The organism is Pseudomonas sp. PDM19 (genome assembly GCF_014852215.1).
In the GTDB taxonomy this organism is placed as follows: Bacteria; Pseudomonadota; Gammaproteobacteria; order Pseudomonadales; family Pseudomonadaceae; genus Pseudomonas.
The window spans coordinates 168,595-186,250 of the sequence record NZ_JACVBG010000005.1 but is presented as its reverse complement, the minus strand read 5'-3'; the positions used below and the strand labels follow the sequence as shown (position 1 = coordinate 186,250).

Genomic DNA, 17,656 nt, shown 5'->3' with positions numbered 1-17,656 from the left:
GGACCGATGAGTGATCTTCCCGTCGCCAATGCCGGCGTTGCCAATGGTGCTGTTGCCAAGGGTGCCGCGGCCAGCGCCGCCCCCGGCAGCCTGACCGCGCTGCTGGTGCCACTGGCCGACCGCAACCTGCTGCTGCCCAACGTGGCGGTGGCCGAGCTGATCACCTACCGTGCCCCGCACCCGGTGGACGGCCTGCCGTCCTGGTACCTGGGCCAGGTGGCCTGGCGCGACCTGCGCCTGCCGCTGCTGTCCTTCGAGGCGGCCTCCGACGGCCAGGCCGAAGTCAGCCCCGGCGCGCGGGTGATCGTGGTCAACGCCCTGGGCGGGCGACCCAACGTGAAATTCTTCGCCCTGCTGGTGCAGGGCATCCCACGTTCGATGAAGGTTGGCAGCGACCTCAAGCGCGCCGACGTGCCGCTGGCGCCGCTGGAGTTGGACGCGGTTGACCTGGGCGACGCCCAGGCGCGCATCCCCGACCTGGCCGCGCTGGAGCAGAAGCTGGCCGACTCCGGACTGATCTGAGCCCGCCATGACCGGTGGCCTGCGCCTTGCCCAGCTGGGGGACAACCCCGGCTTCGAGGTCGCCGGCGCCACCCTCGGCGGCCACAGTTTCGAGCGCCACAGCCACGACGAATTCGTCATCAGCGCCAACCTGCGCGGCGAAGAGCGCGTATGGCTGGATGGCCGCACCTTCGACGCCGGCCCCGGCGCCATCACCACCTACAACCCCGGACAGATCCAGGGCGGCGGCGTCGACCAGGAGCAGCCCTGGCAATTCGTCAGCCTCTACGTTGCACCGGACCAACTGGCCGCGATTCTGGGTCTGCAGCGCCTGGAGTTCGAACGCCCCACCGACCGCCTTCCCGCACTGGCCGCTGCCATGGCCGACGCCGTCGAGCGCGTGCTGGGCGAGGATGCCTTCGTTCGCCAGCACGGCGAAGAGCGCCTGACGCTGCTGCTGGCGAAGATCGCCCGCGCCATGGGCGTGCGCCTGCCGCACGAGAGTCTGGATGGCGGTGGGCGGATTGCCGACCTGCAGGACTGGCTGGCCGCCGATCTGGCGCGACAACCCAGCCTCGACGAAATGGCTGCCTACCTCGGTCTGTCGCGCTTCCACCTGCTGCGCAGCTTCCAGAAACAGGTCGGCCTGAGCCCCCGGCAGTGGGCCATGCAACTGCGCACCCGGCGCGCCCAGGCCTTGCTGCGCGCGGGGCGGCCGGCCACGGAAGTGGCTCAGGAACTCGGCTTCGCCGACCAGAGCCACCTGAACCGGCACTTCCGTGCGGCCTATGGCGTGTCACCGGGCAATTTCCAGCGCGCCCTGCGCTGAGCAATCCGGTTCAAGTCCGGCCGCAGCCGCCCAGGCAGAATCGCGCCATTGCCCACCTGTTCGAGAGCTGATCCATGACCCTGTTCTTCGCCGCGCTGCTGTTCGGCATCGTCTTCTGCCTGTCCCCCGGCGCGGTCCTCGCCGAAACCCTGCGCCGCGGCCTGAAAGGCGGCTTCCGCCCGGCGCTGCTGGTGCAGTTCGGCTCGCTGATCGGCGACGCGGTGTGGGCGCTGATCGGCCTCACCGGGCTGGCGCTGCTGCTGGGCCACGAGACCTTGCGCCTGCCCCTGACCCTGGCCAGCGCTGCCTATCTGGCCTGGCTGGGTGTGCAGAGCCTGATGGATGCTCGCCAGGTTGGCGTGATGGAGGAGGGCGACAGCGGTGAGCACAATGCCGGGGCTTTTGCGTCCGGGGCCATGCTGTCGCTGTCGAATCCGAAGAACATCGTCTACTGGGGCGCGCTGGGCGGCGCCATGGCCGGGCTGGTGAACGGCGTGCCGTCGCTGGCCGATTCGCTGGTGTTCTTCGCCGGCTTCATGACCGCCTCGGTGCTCTGCTGCTTCCTCTGCGCGGCACTGGTGGACTGGCTGCGGCGCAACGCTTCGCCGCGCTGGCACCGGGTCAGCCATGCGCTATGCGGGGTGGTACTGCTGGTGCTGGCGGGGTTGGCGTTACGGGGCGTCTGAGTCGCCGAAGCGGTTAGAAATCACCCCAAAGCTGCTGCGCCACGCTCAATGCCACCACCGGAGCGGTCTCGGTACGCAGCACGCGCGGCCCCAGTCGCGCGGCATGGAATCCGGCGCCCTTGGCCTGTTCCACTTCCGCATCGCTCAAGCCGCCTTCCGGGCCGATCAGGAAAGCCAGGCTGGATGGCTTGTCATGACTGGTCAGTGGTTCGGCGACCGGGTGCAGCACCAGCTTGAGCTGTGCTTGGCAGCTCTCCAGCCATTCGCCGAGGGTGACCGGCGCGTTGAGCACCGGCAGCACTGAGCGGCCGCATTGCTCGCAGGCGCTGATCGCCACCTGGCGCCAGTGGGCCATGCGCTTGTCGGCGCGTTCGTCCTTCAGGCGCACTTCGCAGCGTTCGCTGACGATCGGGGTGATCTCGCTGGCGCCCAGTTCGGTGGCTTTCTGGATCGCCCAGTCCATGCGCTCGCCGCGGGACAGGCCCTGGCCCAGATGGATGTGCAGCGGCGATTCGGCCTGGCCGTCGAAGGCTTCGCGCAGTTCCACGCGGACGTTCTTCTTGCCGACCTCGATCAGTTCGCCCAGGTATTCGTGGCCGGAGCCGTCGAACAGCTGCACGGCGTCGCCGGCCGTGTGCCGGAGCACGCGGCCGATGTAGTGGGCCTGGGCTTCGGGCAGCTCGTGCTGGCCGAGGGAGAGCGGGGCGTCGATGAAGAAGCGGGAGAGGCGCATTTTTTGGGCTACAGGCGGCAGGCTAAGGGCTACAGGCTGGCTAGTGTATCGCCTGCAGCCTATGGCCTGAAGCCTGCCGCCGCTTTCAGCCCGGATCGCGATGCTCGGGGAAGCGTTCGCTGACCGCCACGCTCACGCTGTCGCGGGTGGCGATGTCGATGCCTTCGCTGGCGACCTCGGCGAGGAAGTCGATCTGCTCGGGGGTGATGATGTACGGCGGCAGGAAGTACACCACGCTGCCCAGCGGACGCAGCAGCGCACCGCGCTCCAGGCCATGCTGGAAGACCTTCAGGCCGCGGCGCTCCTGCCACGGGTAGGGCGTCTTGCTGGCCTTGTCCTGGACCATCTCGATGGCGAGGATCATGCCGGTCTGGCGGATTTCCGAGACGTGTGGATGGTCGGCCAGGTGCGCGGTGGCGCTGGCCATTTTTGCCGCCAGGGCCTTGTTGGCCTCGATGACGTTGTCCTGCTCGAAGATGTCCAGGGTCGCCAGGGCGGCGGCGCAGGCCAGCGGGTTGCCGGTGTAGGTGTGCGAGTGGAGGAAGGCGCGCAGGGTGGCGTAGTCGTCGTAGAAGGCCTGGTAGACCTTGTCGGTGGTGAGCACCGCGCTCATCGCCAGGTAGCCGCCGGTCAGCGCCTTGGACAGCACGAGGAAGTCCGGGGTGATGCCGGCCTGCTCGCAGGCGAACATCGTGCCGGTGCGGCCGAAGCCCACGGCGATCTCGTCGTGGATCAGGTGTACGCCGTAGCGGTCGCAGGCCTCGCGAAGCAGCTTGAGGTAGACCGGGTGGTACATGCGCATGCCGCCGGCGCCCTGCACCAGCGGCTCGACGATCACCGCCGCGACTTCTTTATGGTGCTGCTCCAGCGCCTGCTCCATGGCGGCGAACATCGTCCGCGAGTGTTCTTCCCAGCTCACGCCTTCGGGGCGCAGGTAGCAGTCGGGGGTCGGCACCTTGATGGTGTCCATCAGCAGCGACTTGTAGGTCTCGGTGAACAGCGCGACGTCGCCCACCGACATCGCCGCCACGGTTTCGCCGTGGTAGCTGTTGGTCAGGGTGATGAAGCGCTTCTTTTCCGGCTGGCCGAGGTTGTGCCAGTAGTGGTAGCTCATCTTCAGCGCCACTTCGATGCCGGCCGAGCCGCTGTCGGCGTAGAACACCCGGGAGAAACCGGCCGGCGCCAGGCGCAGCAGGCGCTCGGACAACTCGATCACAGGCTGGTGGCTGAAACCGGCGAGGATCACGTGCTCCAGCTGGTCCACCTGGTCCTTGATGCGCTGGTTGATGCGCGGGTTGGCATGGCCAAAGACATTGACCCACCAGGAGCTGACCGCGTCCATGTAGCGCTTGCCTTCGAAGTCCTCCAGCCAGATGCCCTCGCCGCGGCGGATCGGGATCACCGGCAGGCGCTCGTGGTCTTTCATCTGGGTGCAGGGGTGCCACAGCACCTCGAGATCGCGCTGCATCCACTCGGCGTTCAGGCCCATGGTCTGCTCCTTTAAATAATGGCTCGTCAGACGGTCGACTCGCCCGGATCGGGCAAGCCTATTCAATGCTCCTGAGATGAACAAGGACACGTCCTACGACACATGCGGTGGGCAGCCGACCAACACGGCTATTCGGCATTCGGGCGCTCACGTATGCTTCGCGCCTTTGCACCGATTCGGGGAAGTCTGGCGATGAAAATGGGATGGCTGCGCGCTGCCGCGTTGCTTGCTCTGGGGGTGTTCAGCGTAGTGGCGCTGGGCAAGGACAAACAACCGACCGCCATCGTGGTCGGCGGCGGTCTTGCTGGTCTTTCCGCAGCCTACGAGCTGCAGCAGGCGGGCTGGCAGGTCACCCTGCTGGAAGCCAAGCCGCAGGTGGGCGGTCGTTCGGGCCTGGCCACCAGCGAGTGGATCGGCAACAAGAAGGTCCAGCCGACCCTCAACGGCTACCTGGAAACCCTGAAGGTGAATTCGGTGCCGGCGCCGGAATTCGTCCGTACCCCGAGCTACCTGATCGACGGCGTCTACTACACCAGCGCCGACCTGAAGGCCAAGATGCCGGCCGTCGCCGCGGACCTCGAGCGCTTCGAGAAGTCCCTGAACGAGCTGTCCGCCTCCATCGACGACCCGCTCAACCCGCTGGCGAACAAGACCCTGTTCGCCCTCGACCAGCTCACCGCCGCGCGCTGGCTGGACAAGCTGAACCTGTCGCCGACCGCGCGCCTGCTGGTCAACCAGCGCATCCGTTCGCACTACGACGAACCGTCGCGCCTGTCGCTGCTCTACCTCGCCCAGCAGGGCCGTGTGTACCGCGGCGTCGACGACCGTGACCTGCGCGCGTCGCGTCTGCCCGGCGGCAGCCAGGTGCTGGCCCAGGCCTTCGTCAAGCAGATCAAGACCATCAAGACCAACGCCAAGGTCACCTCGATCAGCCAGGACAAGGACGGCGTGACCGTCAAGGTCGGCGCCACCGGCTACACCGCCGACTACCTGGTGCTGGCCGTGCCGCTGCGCGCCCTGGGCAACATCACCCTGACCCCGGGCCTGAACGAAAAGCAGCTGGCGGCCCTCAAGGGCACCAACTACGGCTGGCGTGACCAGATCCTGATGAAGTTCAAGCGCCCGGTGTGGGACGACAAGTCGCGCCTGTCCGGCGAGATCTACAGCGACCAGGGCCTGGGCATGATCTGGGTCGAGCCCGCGACCAAGGGCGGCGCCAACGTGCTGATCAACCTGTCCGGCGACAACGCCCGCGTGATGCAGGCCTTCGGCGACCGCCAGCTCTCCGAGCAGGTGCTGATCCGCATGAACAAGTACTACCCGAAGATGCGCGGCGCCTACGACGGCTACGAAATGCGTCGCTACAGCACCGACGCCGGCACCGGCGGTTCCTACCTGGCCTTCGGTCCGGGCCAGATCAGCCGCTTCTGGCGTGTGTGGGAGACCCCGGTGTCCCGCGTGGCCTTCGCCGGCGAGCACACCGATGCGCTCTACCCGGGCACCATCGAAGGCGCCCTGCGCAGCGGCAAGCGTGCCGCCAGCCAGGTCCGCGACCTCTACGCCGGCAAGACGCCGGTGCTCGAAGGCGCGTCCCTGGTGGCTGACAACAAGCCGGCCGCCAGCGACAAGCCGGCCGATGCCAAGGGCGAGAAGAAGGGCATCATGTCCTGGCTGCCGTTCTGACCGAACCTGCTCCACCCCGACAATGCCGGCGAAAGCCGGCATTGTCGTTTCTGGCTCTGGGACGGGCGTTTCAGACTCGGACCTATCTTGTCAGTCGATGTTTCAAAGCAGATTTTTCTGCTTTTCTTCGATGGATTAACCGCTAGTCTTGAATTCCCGTTTTCAAGGATGTCGATCGATGCAATGGCGTAATTCCCCCGCTCGCTACGGACTGGTCAGCCTGTTCCTGCACTGGGGCAGTGCGCTGGTGGTCTTCGGCCTGTTCGGCCTGGGCCTGTGGATGCGCGAGCTGGACTACTACGACACCTGGTACCACCGCGCTCCGGAAATCCACAAAAGCATCGGCATCCTCCTGGCTATCGCCCTGATCGTGCGCGTGCTCTGGCGCTTCATCAGCCCGGCGCCACCGACCCCGGCCAACCATGGCCAGATGACCCGCCTGGCCACCAGGCTCGGCCACCTGGCGCTCTACGCGCTGCTGTTCGCGGTGATCATCGCCGGCTACCTGATCTCCACCGCCGAAGGCAAACCCATCAGCGTGTTCGGCTGGTTCGACGTGCCCGCCACCCTGAGCGGCATCACCGACCAGGCCGACATCGCCGGCGCCATTCACCTGTACCTGGCCTGGACCCTGGTTGTACTGGCCGTGCTGCACGCCCTGGCGGCGTTCAAACACCATTTCTTCGACCGTGATGAGACGCTGGTCCGCATGCTCGGTCGTGCCGCGAAATAACACCTCACCTCAAAGGGAGATTGCTTCAATGCTGAAGAAGACGTTCGCCGCTCTGGCGCTGGGTACCGCCCTGTTCTCCGCTGGCCAGGCCATGGCCGCGGACTACAAGATCGACAAGGAAGGCCAGCACGCCTTCATCGAGTTCCGCATCAAGCACCTGGGTTACAGCTGGCTGTACGGCCGCTTCGACGACTTCGACGGTGCCTTCACCTTCGACGAGAAGAACCCGTCCGCCGACAAGGTCAAGGTGACCATCAACACCAACAGCGTGAACTCCAATCACGCCGAGCGTGACAAGCACCTGCGCAGCGCGGACTTCCTGAACGTCTCGAAGAACCCGACCGCGACCTTCGAATCCACCGGCGTGAAGGCCGATGGCAAGAATGCCGAGATCACCGGCAACCTGACCCTGAACGGCGTGACCAAGCCGGTCACCATCAAGGCTGAACTGATCGGCCAGGGCGATGACCCGTGGGGCGGCTACCGTGCCGGCTTCCTCGGCACCACCACCCTCAAGCTGAAGGACTTCAACATCCAGCGCGATCTTGGCCCGGCTTCCCAGGAAGTCGAGCTGACCCTGTCGGTAGAAGGGGTGCGTCAGTAAGACGCAGAATTGCGAAAACGCCGGCGAATGCCGGCGTTTTCGTTTGTGCTGTCAGTCCGCGTGACCCTGCAGGCACTGCCGCAGGAGCTGGGTGAGGGTGCGTTGCTCCTCGTCGTCCAGCGGTGCGAACAGACTGTCATGGGTACGTGCAAGGATGGCCTGGGTACGCTCGTCGACACGGCTCCCGGCCTCGGTCAGGAACAGCTGGAAGCTGCGCTGGTCACCCGGGTTGCGCTCGCGACGCACCAGACCCAGCGTCTCCATCTCACGGATCTTGCGGGTCACCAGTGCCTTGTCGCGGCACATCTTGCGGCCGAGGCTCTGCAGGCTCTGGCCGGCATCGGCGCCGATCAGCTCGAGCAGGCGGATGTCCGGTGGCGTGAGGTCGATGCCCTCCGCGCACAGTTGGTCCTGGAGGCTCTCGCGCAAGTGGTCGAGGACCTTCATCAGAGTCTGTGGCAGGTCGGGATTCACGTTGTGGGTCATCGGCTCGGTCACGGTAAGTCTTGTGTAAATCAGGTTGATCGGCTCAACCATTTTTTCGTATTTTAGTTGATGTTATCAACTTTGTTCATCGCCGCGACTGCCTTGCGGGAAACCTACTGCGTTATCAGCCAAAGGCTAAAACGTTTCAGTAGGTTTCCCTCAGGGCTTTCGGACGTTTACAAACACAGCTGAATGTAAGTATTTTTGCCAGCTTTTCCGGACCGGCAAGCCCACAGCCAAACCGGATGCTTTGCTCACGAGGACAACGATATGCAACGAAAGCCAGCCATGCGCGCCCTGGTCCCGGCCCTGCTCGTCGCCATGGCCACTCTTGCCGGCTGCGACAAAGCCCAGGCCCCGCAGGAGAAGCAGATCCCCGAGGTCGGTGTAGTGACCCTGCAGCCGCAGGAAGTCACCCTGAGCACCGAACTGCCGGGCCGTACTACCGCGTATCGCATTGCCGAAGTTCGCCCGCAGGTGAACGGCATCATCCTCAAGCGCCTGTTCAAGGAAGGTAGCGACGTCAAGGAAGGCCAGCAGCTGTACCAGATCGACCCGGCCACCTATCAGGCGACGCTGCAGAGCGCCCAGGCCAACCTGGTGTCCACCCAGCAGCAGGCCGAGCGCTACAAGGAACTGGTCAAGGACGAGGCGGTGAGCAAGCAGCAGTACGCCGACGCCCAGGCCGCCTACCTGCAGGCCAAGGCCACCGTCGACAGCGCCCAGATCAACGTGCGCTACACCAAGGTCTACTCGCCGATCTCCGGCCGTATCGGCCGCTCCAGCGTGACCGAAGGCGCCCTGGTGCAGAACGGCCAGAGCACCGCGCTGGCCACCGTGCAGCAGCTGGACCCGATCTACGTCGACGTCACCCAATCCTCCACTTCGCTGATCCGCCTGCGCCGCGAGCTGGCCGCCGGGCAGCTGGAGAAGGCCGGCGACAACGCCGCCAAGGTCAAGCTGTACCTGGAAGACGGCTCCGAATACCCCGTCGAGGGCAAGCTGGAGTTCTCCGAGGTCTCGGTTGACCAGGGCACCGGCTCGGTGACCGTGCGCGCCATCTTCCCCAACCCGAACAAGGAGCTGTTGCCGGGCATGTTCGTCCATGCGCAGCTGGAAGAGGGCATCAAGAAGCAGGCCATCCTGGCGCCGCAGCAAGGCGTGACCCGTGACTTCCGTGGCATGGCGACTGCGCTGGTGCTCAATGCCGAGGACAAGGTCGAGCTGCGCACCATCAAGGCCGACCGCACCGTCGGTGCCTACTGGCTGGTCAGCGATGGCCTGAAGGCCGGCGACCGCCTGATCACCGAAGGCCTGCAGTACGTCCAGCCGGGCGCCCAGGCCAAGGCCGTACCCGCGAAGAACGTGGCGCCCACCGCCGGTGCCGCCGACAAGCCCGCCGCCGCTCAACCGGCCAAGCAGGGTTAATCAAGGGGATTCGTAATGTCGAAGTTTTTCATTGACCGGCCCATCTTCGCCTGGGTGATCGCCCTGGTGATCATGCTGGCGGGCGGTCTGTCGATCCTCAAGTTGCCGGTGAACCAGTACCCGGCCATTGCACCGCCGGCCATCGCCATCCAGGTGAGCTACCCGGGCGCCTCCGCCGAGACGGTGCAGGACACCGTGGTGCAGGTCATCGAGCAGCAGATGAATGGTCTCGACCATCTGCGCTACATCTCCTCGGAGTCCAACTCCGACGGCAGCATGACCATCACCGTGACCTTCGACCAGGGCACCAGCCCTGACATCGCCCAGGTTCAGGTGCAGAACAAGCTGCAGCTGGCCACGCCGCTCCTGCCGCAGGAAGTGCAGCAGCAGGGCATCCGCGTGACCAAGGCGGTGAAGAACTTCCTGATGGTGGTCGGCGTCGTCTCCGAAGACGGCAGCATGACCAAGGAAGACCTGTCGAACTACATCGTCTCCAACATCCAGGACCCGCTGTCGCGGACCGCTGGCGTGGGCGACTTCCAGGTGTTCGGTTCGCAGTACGCCATGCGCATCTGGCTGGACCCGGCGAAGCTCAACAGCTTCCAGATGACCCCGGGCGACGTGAAGACGGCGATCCAGGCGCAGAACGTGCAGATCTCCTCCGGCCAGCTGGGCGGCCTGCCTGCGGTGAAGGGGCAGCAGCTCAACGCCACCATCATCGGCAAGACCCGCCTGCAGAGCGCCGAGCAGTTCAAGGACATCCTGCTCAAGGTCAACGCCGACGGCTCCCAGGTCCGCCTGAAGGACGTCGCCGATGTCGCCCTGGGCGGCCAGGACTACAGCATCAATGCCCAGTTCAACGGCAAGCCGGCCTCGGGTATCGCAATCAAGCTGGCCACCGGCGCCAACGCGCTGGACACCGCCAAGTCGATCCGCGCCACCCTGGCCACGCTGGAGCCGTTCTTCCCGCAGGGCATGAAGATCGTCTACCCGTACGATACCACCCCGGTGGTTTCCGCCTCGATCCATGAGGTGGTGAAGACCCTGGGCGAAGCGATCCTGCTGGTGTTCCTGGTGATGTACCTGTTCCTGCAGAACTTCCGCGCCACGCTGATCCCGACGATCGCCGTGCCGGTGGTCCTGCTGGGCACCTTCGGCGTACTCGCCGCCTTCGGCTTCTCGATCAACACCCTGACCATGTTCGGCATGGTGCTGGCGATCGGCCTGTTGGTGGACGACGCCATCGTGGTGGTGGAAAACGTCGAGCGGGTGATGGCCGAGGAAGGCCTGTCGCCCCGCGAGGCGGCGCGCAAGTCCATGGGCCAGATCCAGGGTGCGCTGGTGGGTATCGCCCTGGTGCTCTCGGCGGTATTCCTGCCGATGGCGTTCTTCGGCGGCTCCACCGGGGTGATCTACCGCCAGTTCTCCATCACCATCGTCTCGGCCATGGCCCTGTCGGTGCTGGTGGCCCTGGTGCTGACCCCGGCGCTCTGCGCCACCATGCTCAAGCCCATCGAGAAGGGCGACCACGGCGAGCACAAGCGCGGCTTCTTCGGCTGGTTCAACCGTGCGTTCCTCTCCACCACCCACGGCTACGAGCGCGGCGTCACCTCGATCCTCAAGCACCGCGTGCCGTACCTGCTGATGTACGTGCTGATCCTCGGCGGCATGGTCTTCCTGTTCACCCGCATCCCCACTGCGTTCCTCCCCGACGAGGACCAGGGCGTGCTGTTCGCCCAGGTGCAGACCCCGGCCGGTTCGTCCGCCGAGCGCACCCAGGTGGTGGTGGACTCCATGCGCGAGTACCTGCTGGACAAGGAAAGCAGCTCGGTGAACTCGGTATTCACCGTGACCGGCTTCAACTTCGCCGGCCGTGGACAGAGCTCGGGCATGGCGTTCATCATGCTCAAGCCCTGGGAAGAGCGTCCGGGCGCGGAGAACAGCGTGTTCGCGCTGGCCCAGCGCGCGCAGCAGCACTTCTTCAGCTTCAAGGACGCGATGGTGTTCGCCTTCGCCCCGCCGGCAGTACTCGAACTGGGTAACGCCGTGGGCTTCGACATCTTCCTCCAGGACCAGGCCGGCGTCGGCCACGAAGTGCTGATGCAGGCGCGCAACCAGTTCCTTGGTCTTGCCGCACAGAACCCGGTACTGCAGCGCGTGCGTCCCAACGGCCTGAACGACGAGCCGCAGTACAAGCTGCTGATCGACGACGAGAAGGCCAGTGCGCTGGGCGTCTCCCTGGCGGACATCAACAGCACCATCTCCATCGCCTGGGGTTCGAACTACGTCAACGACTTCATCGACCGTGGTCGGGTGAAGAAGGTCTACCTGCAAGGCCGCCCGAACGCGCGGATGAGCCCGGAAGACCTGGACAAGTGGTACGTGCGCAACAGCTCCGGCGAGATGGTGCCGTTCAGCGCCTTCGCCACCGGCGAGTGGAGCTATGGCTCGCCGAAGCTGGCGCGCTACAACGGCGTGCCGGCCATGGAAGTCCTCGGTGAACCTGCCCCGGGCCGTTCCACCGGTGAGGCCATGGCGGCGGTCGAGGACATCGTCAAGCAACTGCCCAAGGGCGTCGGCTATGCCTGGACCGGTCTGTCCTACGAGGAACGCCTGTCCGGCTCGCAGGCTCCCGCGCTCTATGCCCTGTCGCTGATCGTGGTGTTCCTCTGCCTGGCGGCGCTGTACGAGAGCTGGTCGATTCCGTTCTCGGTGATGCTGGTGGTGCCGCTGGGCGTCATCGGTGCACTGCTGGCGACGTCCATGCGCGGCCTGTCCAACGACGTGTTCTTCCAGGTGGGTCTGTTGACGACCATCGGCCTGTCGGCGAAGAACGCGATCCTGATCGTCGAATTCGCCAAGGAACTGCACGAGCAGGGCAAGGGCATCGTCGAGGCGGCCATCGAGGCCTGCCGGATGCGTCTGCGCCCGATCGTCATGACCTCCCTGGCGTTCATTCTCGGCGTGGTGCCGCTGGCGATTTCCACTGGCGCCGGCTCCGGCAGCCAGCATGCGATCGGTACCGGCGTGATCGGCGGCATGGTCACCGCGACCGTCCTTGCGATCTTCTGGGTGCCGTTGTTCTACGTGGTGGTCAGTACCCTGTTCAAGGACGCCGCGTCCAAGGAACAGGAATCCACCGAGAAGGGGCATTGATATGAGAAAGTCCTTACTGTCCCTCGCCATAGCAGCCGGCGTGTTGTCCGGCTGCTCGCTGATCCCCGACTACGAGCGCCCCGAGGCGCCCGTGGCCGCGGCTTATCCGCAGGGCGATGCCTACGATGCGGGGCAGCCGGCTACCGCCGGCGCCGACATCGGCTGGCGCGAGTTCTTCAAGGACCCGCAACTGCAGCGACTGGTCGAAGTGTCGCTGGAAAACAACCGTGACCTGCGCGTCGCCGCGCTGAACATCGAAGCCTACCGGGCGCAGTACCGCATCCAGCGGGCCGATCTGTTCCCGGCGGTGGACGCCGGCATCACCGGCTCGCGCCAGCGCCTGCCGGCCGACCTGTCGACCACCGGCAGCTCGATGATTAGCAGCCAGTACGGCGCCACCCTGGGCGTGACTTCCTGGGAGCTCGACCTGTTCGGCCGCCTGCGCGCCCTGCGTGACCAGGCGCTGGAAACCTACTTCGCCAGCGAAGAGGCCCGTCGCAGCACCCAGACCAGCCTGGTGGCCAACGTCGCCAACGCCTACCTGACGCTGCGCGCCGACCAGGCCCAGCTGGAGCTGACCCGCAACACCCTGGCCACCTACCAGAAGAGCTACGACCTGACCAAGCGCAGCTACGAAGTGGGCGTCGCCTCGGCCCTGGACCTGCGCCAGTCGCAGACCTCGGTGGAAAGCGCGCGGGCGACCCTGGCGCAGTACACCCGTCTGGTCGCGCAGGACCAGAACGCGCTGGTCCTGCTGCTGGGTTCTGGTCTGCCGGGCGACCTGCCCCAGGGCCGCCAGTTGTCCGACGAGCTGCTGGCCACCGTGCCGGCGGGCCTGCCTTCCGACCTGCTGCAGCGCCGCCCGGACATCCTCCAGGCGGAGCACCAGCTCAAGGCGGCCAACGCCAACATCGGCGCGGCGCGGGCGGCGTTCTTCCCGAACATCAGCCTCACCGCCAACGCCGGCAGCCTCAGCCCGGACCTGTCCGGCCTGTTCGACGGCGGCTCCGGCAGCTGGCTGTTCAAGCCCTCGATCACCTTGCCGATCTTCAACGCCGGCAGCCTGCAGGCGAGCCTGGACCTGGCCAAGGTGCAGAAGGACATCAACGTGGCGCAGTACGAGAAAGCCATTCAGACGGCCTTCTCCGAGGTCGCCGACGGCCTCGCCGCGCGCGGCACCTTCAACGAGCAACTGCAGGCGCAGCGCTCGCTGGTGGACGCCACCAGCGAGTACTACCGCCTGGCCGACAAGCGCTACCGCACCGGTGTGGACAACTACCTCACCGTGCTCGACGCGCAGCGCTCGCTGTTCAGTGCCCAGCAGCAGCTGATCACCGACCGCCTCAACCAACTGACCAGCGAGGTCAACCTGTACAAGGCCCTCGGCGGCGGCTGGCAGGCCACGGCGGCGCAAGCCAGGCCGATCTCCAGCGAGGCGCCGAAAGGCTGATCCTTACCGGCTGGAAACGAGAACGCCGCCCTTCGGGGCGGCGTTTTTGTTGGTGTGGAACTGGTTGCCTCGTAGGGCGCATAACTCGGGACGTGTTATCCGCCGTGTTGGCGGCGGATAACGCCGAGCCGTTATGCGCCCTACGGGTTGTGCCGGTGTTCGAGGCGGCTCTACAGGTAAGCGCCGGAGCTGCGCCCCGCCGGCTGGATCTGGTTGTCGGCGAGCCAGTCCAGCGCGCATTCGCGCAGGCGCTCGCCCTGGTAGACGTACCAGGCCTGTAGCAGCTCCGGGTAACCCATCAGCACGTGGCGGAAGGCCTTGAACGGTTTGCGCCCCTCGATGGCGTTGGCCAGGGCGGAATAGGCGTGGGGTTCGGGCACTTCGCGGAGGAAGTCGCGCATCAGCTCCAGCGACTGGCCACTGCTCAGCGGCTCGATGGGCAGCAGGCGCTCCGGCTCGCGGTGCAGCAACTCGGCCAGCTCCGGGTCCGGGTCTTCTTCGGGGATCAGCAGCACCTGGCCACTGAACAGATCGAGGTAGTGATCGATACCCTGGGTATCGAGCGCGAAGGCCAGTTCGTCGATATCGATGGTCAGCGGGCGCATGGTCACTCTCCCTAGTTGGCGAGTGACCGATCCTACGCCATGCGCATGACAACTGTCCTGCCGTTGTCGGTCGGCGCGGGCGCACCGACCGACTGGCGCCTCACAGGCGGAAGCGGCCCACCTGCAGTTGCAGCTCGTTGCCCAGGCGCGCCAGCTCGGTGCTGGAGCTGGCTGTCTGCTCGCTGGCGGCGGCGGACTGGTCGGCGATCTCGCGCACCTGCACCACGCTGCGGTTGATCTCCTCGGCAACGCTGCTCTGCTCCTCGGCGGCGGAGGCGATCTGCAGGTTCATGCCCTGGATGTCGGCCACGGTGCGGGCGATCACGCCCAGCGCCTCGCCGGCACGGCGGGTCAGTTCCACCGAGCTGCCGGTCAGGCGGCGGCTGTCGTCCATGCGCGTCACTGCTTCCTGGGCGCCGCGCTGCAGGCCGGCGATCAGGCCCTCGATCTCGGCGGTGGAAGACTGCGTGCGCTGGGCCAGGCCGCGCACCTCATCGGCGACCACGGCAAATCCACGCCCGGCCTCGCCGGCGCGGGCGGCCTCGATGGCGGCGTTGAGCGCCAGCAGGTTGGTCTGCTCGGCCACCGACTTGATCACGTCCAGCACGCTGCCGATCTTCTCGCTCTCCTTGCGCAGCAGTTCCATGGCCTCGGCGGAGCGATCCACCTCGGTGGCCAGGCGGTCGATCTGGTTGACTGCGTCCTGCACCACCCGGTCGCCCTCGCGGGCCTGCTGGTCGGCTTGCTGGGCGGCGGCGGAAGCCTGTTCGGCGTTGCGCGCGACTTCCTGCACGGTGGCGGCCATTTCATGGATGGCGCTGGCAACCTGCTCGGTTTCCACGCGCTGGCTGTTCACCCCGGCGCGGGTCTGCTCGGTGACCGCGGAGAGTTCGTCGGCGGCGGTGGCCAGCTGGCTGACGCTGCCGCCGATGTGGCCGAGCAGCTGCGCCAGGCTCTCGCGCATGCGCAGCATCACCCGCTGCAACTGGCCCAGCTCGTCGCTGCGCTGCAGGTTGAGGTCGCGCGACAGCCCCTGGGAGAGGTCGCCCTGGGCAATGCGCTCGGCCAGCTCCAGGGCCTCGTGCAGCGGGCGGACGATCTGGCGGTTGATGGCCCAGCCGGAGAGGAAGCCAAAGGCCAGGGCGAGCACGGCGATGAGGATCTGCCGGGTCTTGGCGGCAGCGGTCTCGGCGTCGTTGCGCGCCAGGGTGTCGTCGTAGAGGCGGTCGGCTGCGGCGAGCAATGCATCGCTGGCGCCGCTCAGCGCCTTGCGGGCCTGCTGGGTGGCGTTCACCCCTTCGCGGAAATGCTCGATGCCGCTGCGGTAGTTCTGCAGGTCCTTGAGCGCGGTACCCAGGCCGTCGGCGGCGATGGCTGGCAGTTGGCTCTGCAGGGCTGTGCCGGTGTCGCGCAGCTTGTCGAAGGCGGCGAACGCGGCCTGTTCGGCGCTGGCGGATTGTTCGAAGACATAGCCACGTACCTGATAGCGCACCACCAGCAGTTGCTGGTGCAGCTGGCCGACGGCCTGTGCGCCATGCAGCAACGGGGCGTCGCCGGGTTGTTCGGCGAGCAGCTCGAAGAGTTGCTTGTCCAGCGCCTCGAAGGCCTGCAGGGCGCTCTGCGCGCTGCCCACCAGGGTGCCGCGGGCCTGTGTGCGCTGGTCGACGGCGCGGGTCAGCGCGCTGAAGGCTTCGCGGTACTCGCCGACGGCCTGGCGCGCTGCTGCCAGCTGCCTGGCGTCGATATCGCTGTCTTTCAGGCGCTGCTCGATCAGCTCCAGCAGCTTCGTGCTGTGCTCTTCGACGCGCTCGGCCTGGCTGCGATCGCCGCCCAGCTCGAACTGCAGGCGCGCGAGGTTGGCCTGTTGGCTGAGGTCGTTGAGTTCGGTGATGGTCGCCATCTGCTCGCCGCGCTCGGCCTGGTTATCCAGGCTGTGCAGGCCGCTGAGCAGCACCAGCAGGGTGAGGAAGAGGAGGATGCCGAAGCCCACCACCAGTTTCAGGCTGACGTTCAGGCGTCCCAGCTGTACCACTAGCCAATCGTACATGTCGAAAACTCCAGGCAGGCGTCGCCACGGGATCGACGGCCCGTGGCTGGCAAGAACGAGTGTGCAGAGGCGAGGCGCAATTGTCGGGACGCATCTTCGTGCGTCAGAGGCTATCGGCGGCGAAAGGGGAAACTGAAGGCGGGAATTTGTCGCGATGTTTCCGGCTCGGTACGGCTTCCTGTTGCCTAGAACGCCGTTGTAGCGCCTCGTAGGAGGTGTGGAGCGAAGCGATACCCATCAAACATCGCGCGCCGACAGCATGGGTATCGCTGCGCTCCACCCATCCTACAAAAGCCACCTTGGCTGTCGCTCCTGCAGCGGAAACCCTGTGCAGAATAAAAAAGGCCCGCAGTGCGCGGGCCTTTTGCGTGGCGGGGCCGGATCAGACGCGGAAGCGGCTGACCAGCACCTGCAGCTCATTGCCCAGGCGCGCCAGCTCGACGCTGGAAGCGGCGGTCTCCTCGCTGGCGGCGGCGGTCTGCTCGGAGATGTCGCGCACGTTCATCACGCTGCGGTTGATCTCTTCGGCCACGGCGCTCTGTTGCTCGGAAGCGGCGGCGATCTGCTGGTTCATCGACTGGATGGTCGACACGGTGCGGGTGATGGCGCCCAGGCGCTCGCCGGCGCGGCGGGTCAGGTCGACGGTGCTGACGGTCAGGTCGCGGCTGGTTTCCATCATCTGCACGGCCTGCTGGGTACCGCTCTGCAGGCCGGCGATCAGCTCCTCGATCTCCTCGGTGGAGGACTGGGTGCGCTGCGCCAGGCCGCGTACCTCATCAGCCACCACGGCGAAGCCACGGCCGGCATCGCCCGCGCGGGCGGCTTCGATGGCGGCGTTGAGCGCCAGCAGGTTGGTCTGCTCGGCGACCGCCTTGATCACGTCCAGCACGCTGCCGATCTTCTCGCTTTCGCGCTTGAGCTTGAGCACCGACTCGTTGGTGCGGCCGACTTCGCCGGCCAGGCGATCCATCTGGGTCACCGCTTCGGTCACCGCGCCTTCACCGTCACGGGCCTGGCGGTCGGCGGCGGAGGCGGCCTCGGAAGCCTCCTCGGCGTTGCGCGCGACTTCCTGCACGGTGGCGGCCATCTCGTTCATGGCAGTAGCGACCTGGTCGGTCTCGACCTTCTGATTGTTCACCCCGGCGCTGGTCTGCTCGGTCACCGCGGACAGCTCCTCGGCGGCGCTGGCGATCTGCGTCACGCCATCGTGGATGCGGCCGATCAGC

Annotated in this window: 15 protein-coding genes and 1 pseudogene; 9 read left to right on the top strand and 7 right to left on the bottom strand. The window is 66.3% G+C overall.

The features are described from left to right. The first annotated feature begins 6 nt into the window (after window positions 1–6). From IB273_RS27235 to IB273_RS27225, 3 genes are all read left to right on the top strand, one after another. Window positions 7–522 (top strand): chemotaxis protein CheW, encoded by a 516-nt coding sequence (locus IB273_RS27235; RefSeq protein ID WP_225610312.1) that lies wholly within the window; start codon window positions 7–9, stop codon window positions 520–522. A 7-nt stretch (window positions 523–529) separates the two neighbouring features. Next, on the top strand, window positions 530–1,330 hold the full coding sequence (locus IB273_RS27230) for an AraC family transcriptional regulator (RefSeq protein ID WP_192225477.1): 801 nt from the start codon (window positions 530–532) through the stop codon (window positions 1,328–1,330). Window positions 1,331–1,404: 74 nt separating this feature from the next. Further along, window positions 1,405–2,016: a LysE family transporter gene (locus IB273_RS27225; RefSeq protein WP_138213103.1), complete on the top strand. Its 612-nt coding sequence runs from the start codon at window positions 1,405–1,407 to the stop codon at window positions 2,014–2,016. A gap of 13 nt (window positions 2,017–2,029) precedes the next feature. Here IB273_RS27225 and IB273_RS27220 read toward each other — a convergent pair whose 3' ends face one another. Together IB273_RS27220 and IB273_RS27215 are read right to left on the bottom strand one after the other, a co-directional pair. Beyond that, on the bottom strand, window positions 2,030–2,749 hold the full coding sequence (locus tag IB273_RS27220) for a 16S rRNA (uracil(1498)-N(3))-methyltransferase (protein ID WP_192225476.1): 720 nt from the start codon (window positions 2,747–2,749) through the stop codon (window positions 2,030–2,032). 85 nt (window positions 2,750–2,834) lie between these two features. Further along, window positions 2,835–4,238, bottom strand: coding sequence for an adenosylmethionine--8-amino-7-oxononanoate transaminase (locus tag IB273_RS27215; RefSeq protein ID WP_138213099.1), 1,404 nt, complete (start codon window positions 4,236–4,238; stop codon window positions 2,835–2,837). Window positions 4,239–4,430: 192 nt separating this feature from the next. On the opposite strand from IB273_RS27215, the gene IB273_RS27210 reads away from it, so the two are divergent. The 3 genes from IB273_RS27210 (at window position 4,431) to IB273_RS27200 (ending at window position 7,258) form a co-directional block, all read left to right on the top strand. Beyond that, window positions 4,431–5,921 carry a flavin monoamine oxidase family protein gene (locus IB273_RS27210; RefSeq protein ID WP_192225475.1) on the top strand — a complete coding sequence of 497 codons (1,491 nt, stop codon included), beginning with the start codon at window positions 4,431–4,433 and terminating at the stop codon, window positions 5,919–5,921. 178 nt (window positions 5,922–6,099) lie between these two features. Beyond that, the gene (locus IB273_RS27205; protein WP_151189066.1) at window positions 6,100–6,654 is read left to right on the top strand and encodes a cytochrome b; all 555 of its coding nucleotides are present in this window, start codon (window positions 6,100–6,102) and stop codon (window positions 6,652–6,654) included. A gap of 28 nt (window positions 6,655–6,682) precedes the next feature. Next, on the top strand, window positions 6,683–7,258 hold the full coding sequence (locus IB273_RS27200) for a YceI family protein (protein WP_081519614.1): 576 nt from the start codon (window positions 6,683–6,685) through the stop codon (window positions 7,256–7,258). A 51-nt stretch (window positions 7,259–7,309) separates the two neighbouring features. Here the strand turns inward: IB273_RS27200 and IB273_RS27195 are convergent, their stop codons facing one another. Beyond that, complete coding sequence (locus IB273_RS27195; protein WP_151189772.1) at window positions 7,310–7,744, bottom strand: MarR family winged helix-turn-helix transcriptional regulator; 435 nt, start codon at window positions 7,742–7,744, stop codon at window positions 7,310–7,312. Between the two features lie 270 nt (window positions 7,745–8,014). Between IB273_RS27195 and mexA the strand changes: the two genes are divergently transcribed. From mexA to IB273_RS27180, 3 genes are read left to right on the top strand one after another with little or no spacing between them, the layout of a single operon-like run. Further along, window positions 8,015–9,172, top strand: coding sequence for a multidrug efflux RND transporter periplasmic adaptor subunit MexA (gene mexA / locus IB273_RS27190; protein WP_138213095.1), 1,158 nt, complete (start codon window positions 8,015–8,017; stop codon window positions 9,170–9,172). 15 nt (window positions 9,173–9,187) lie between these two features. After that, window positions 9,188–12,328 (top strand): efflux RND transporter permease subunit, encoded by a 3,141-nt coding sequence (locus IB273_RS27185; RefSeq protein ID WP_081519617.1) that lies wholly within the window; start codon window positions 9,188–9,190, stop codon window positions 12,326–12,328. A gap of 1 nt (window position 12,329) precedes the next feature. Further along, window positions 12,330–13,778, top strand: coding sequence for an AdeC/AdeK/OprM family multidrug efflux complex outer membrane factor (locus tag IB273_RS27180; protein ID WP_081519618.1), 1,449 nt, complete (start codon window positions 12,330–12,332; stop codon window positions 13,776–13,778). Between the two features lie 170 nt (window positions 13,779–13,948). Here the strand turns inward: IB273_RS27180 and IB273_RS27175 are convergent, their stop codons facing one another. From IB273_RS27175 to IB273_RS32025, 4 genes and pseudogenes are all read right to left on the bottom strand, one after another. After that, window positions 13,949–14,383 carry a UPF0158 family protein gene (locus IB273_RS27175; RefSeq protein WP_081519619.1) on the bottom strand — a complete coding sequence of 145 codons (435 nt, stop codon included), beginning with the start codon at window positions 14,381–14,383 and terminating at the stop codon, window positions 13,949–13,951. Window positions 14,384–14,483: 100 nt separating this feature from the next. Beyond that, window positions 14,484–15,188: a methyl-accepting chemotaxis protein gene (locus IB273_RS32035; protein WP_412548101.1), complete on the bottom strand. Its 705-nt coding sequence runs from the start codon at window positions 15,186–15,188 to the stop codon at window positions 14,484–14,486. A gap of 153 nt (window positions 15,189–15,341) precedes the next feature. Continuing rightward, a pseudogene (locus tag IB273_RS32030) lies at window positions 15,342–16,430 on the bottom strand (methyl-accepting chemotaxis protein); the annotation flags it as partial. Between the two features lie 382 nt (window positions 16,431–16,812). Next, window positions 16,813–17,526, bottom strand: a complete 714-nt coding sequence (locus IB273_RS32025; RefSeq protein WP_412547965.1) for a methyl-accepting chemotaxis protein — start codon at window positions 17,524–17,526, stop codon at window positions 16,813–16,815. Window positions 17,527–17,656: the final 130 nt, after the last annotated feature.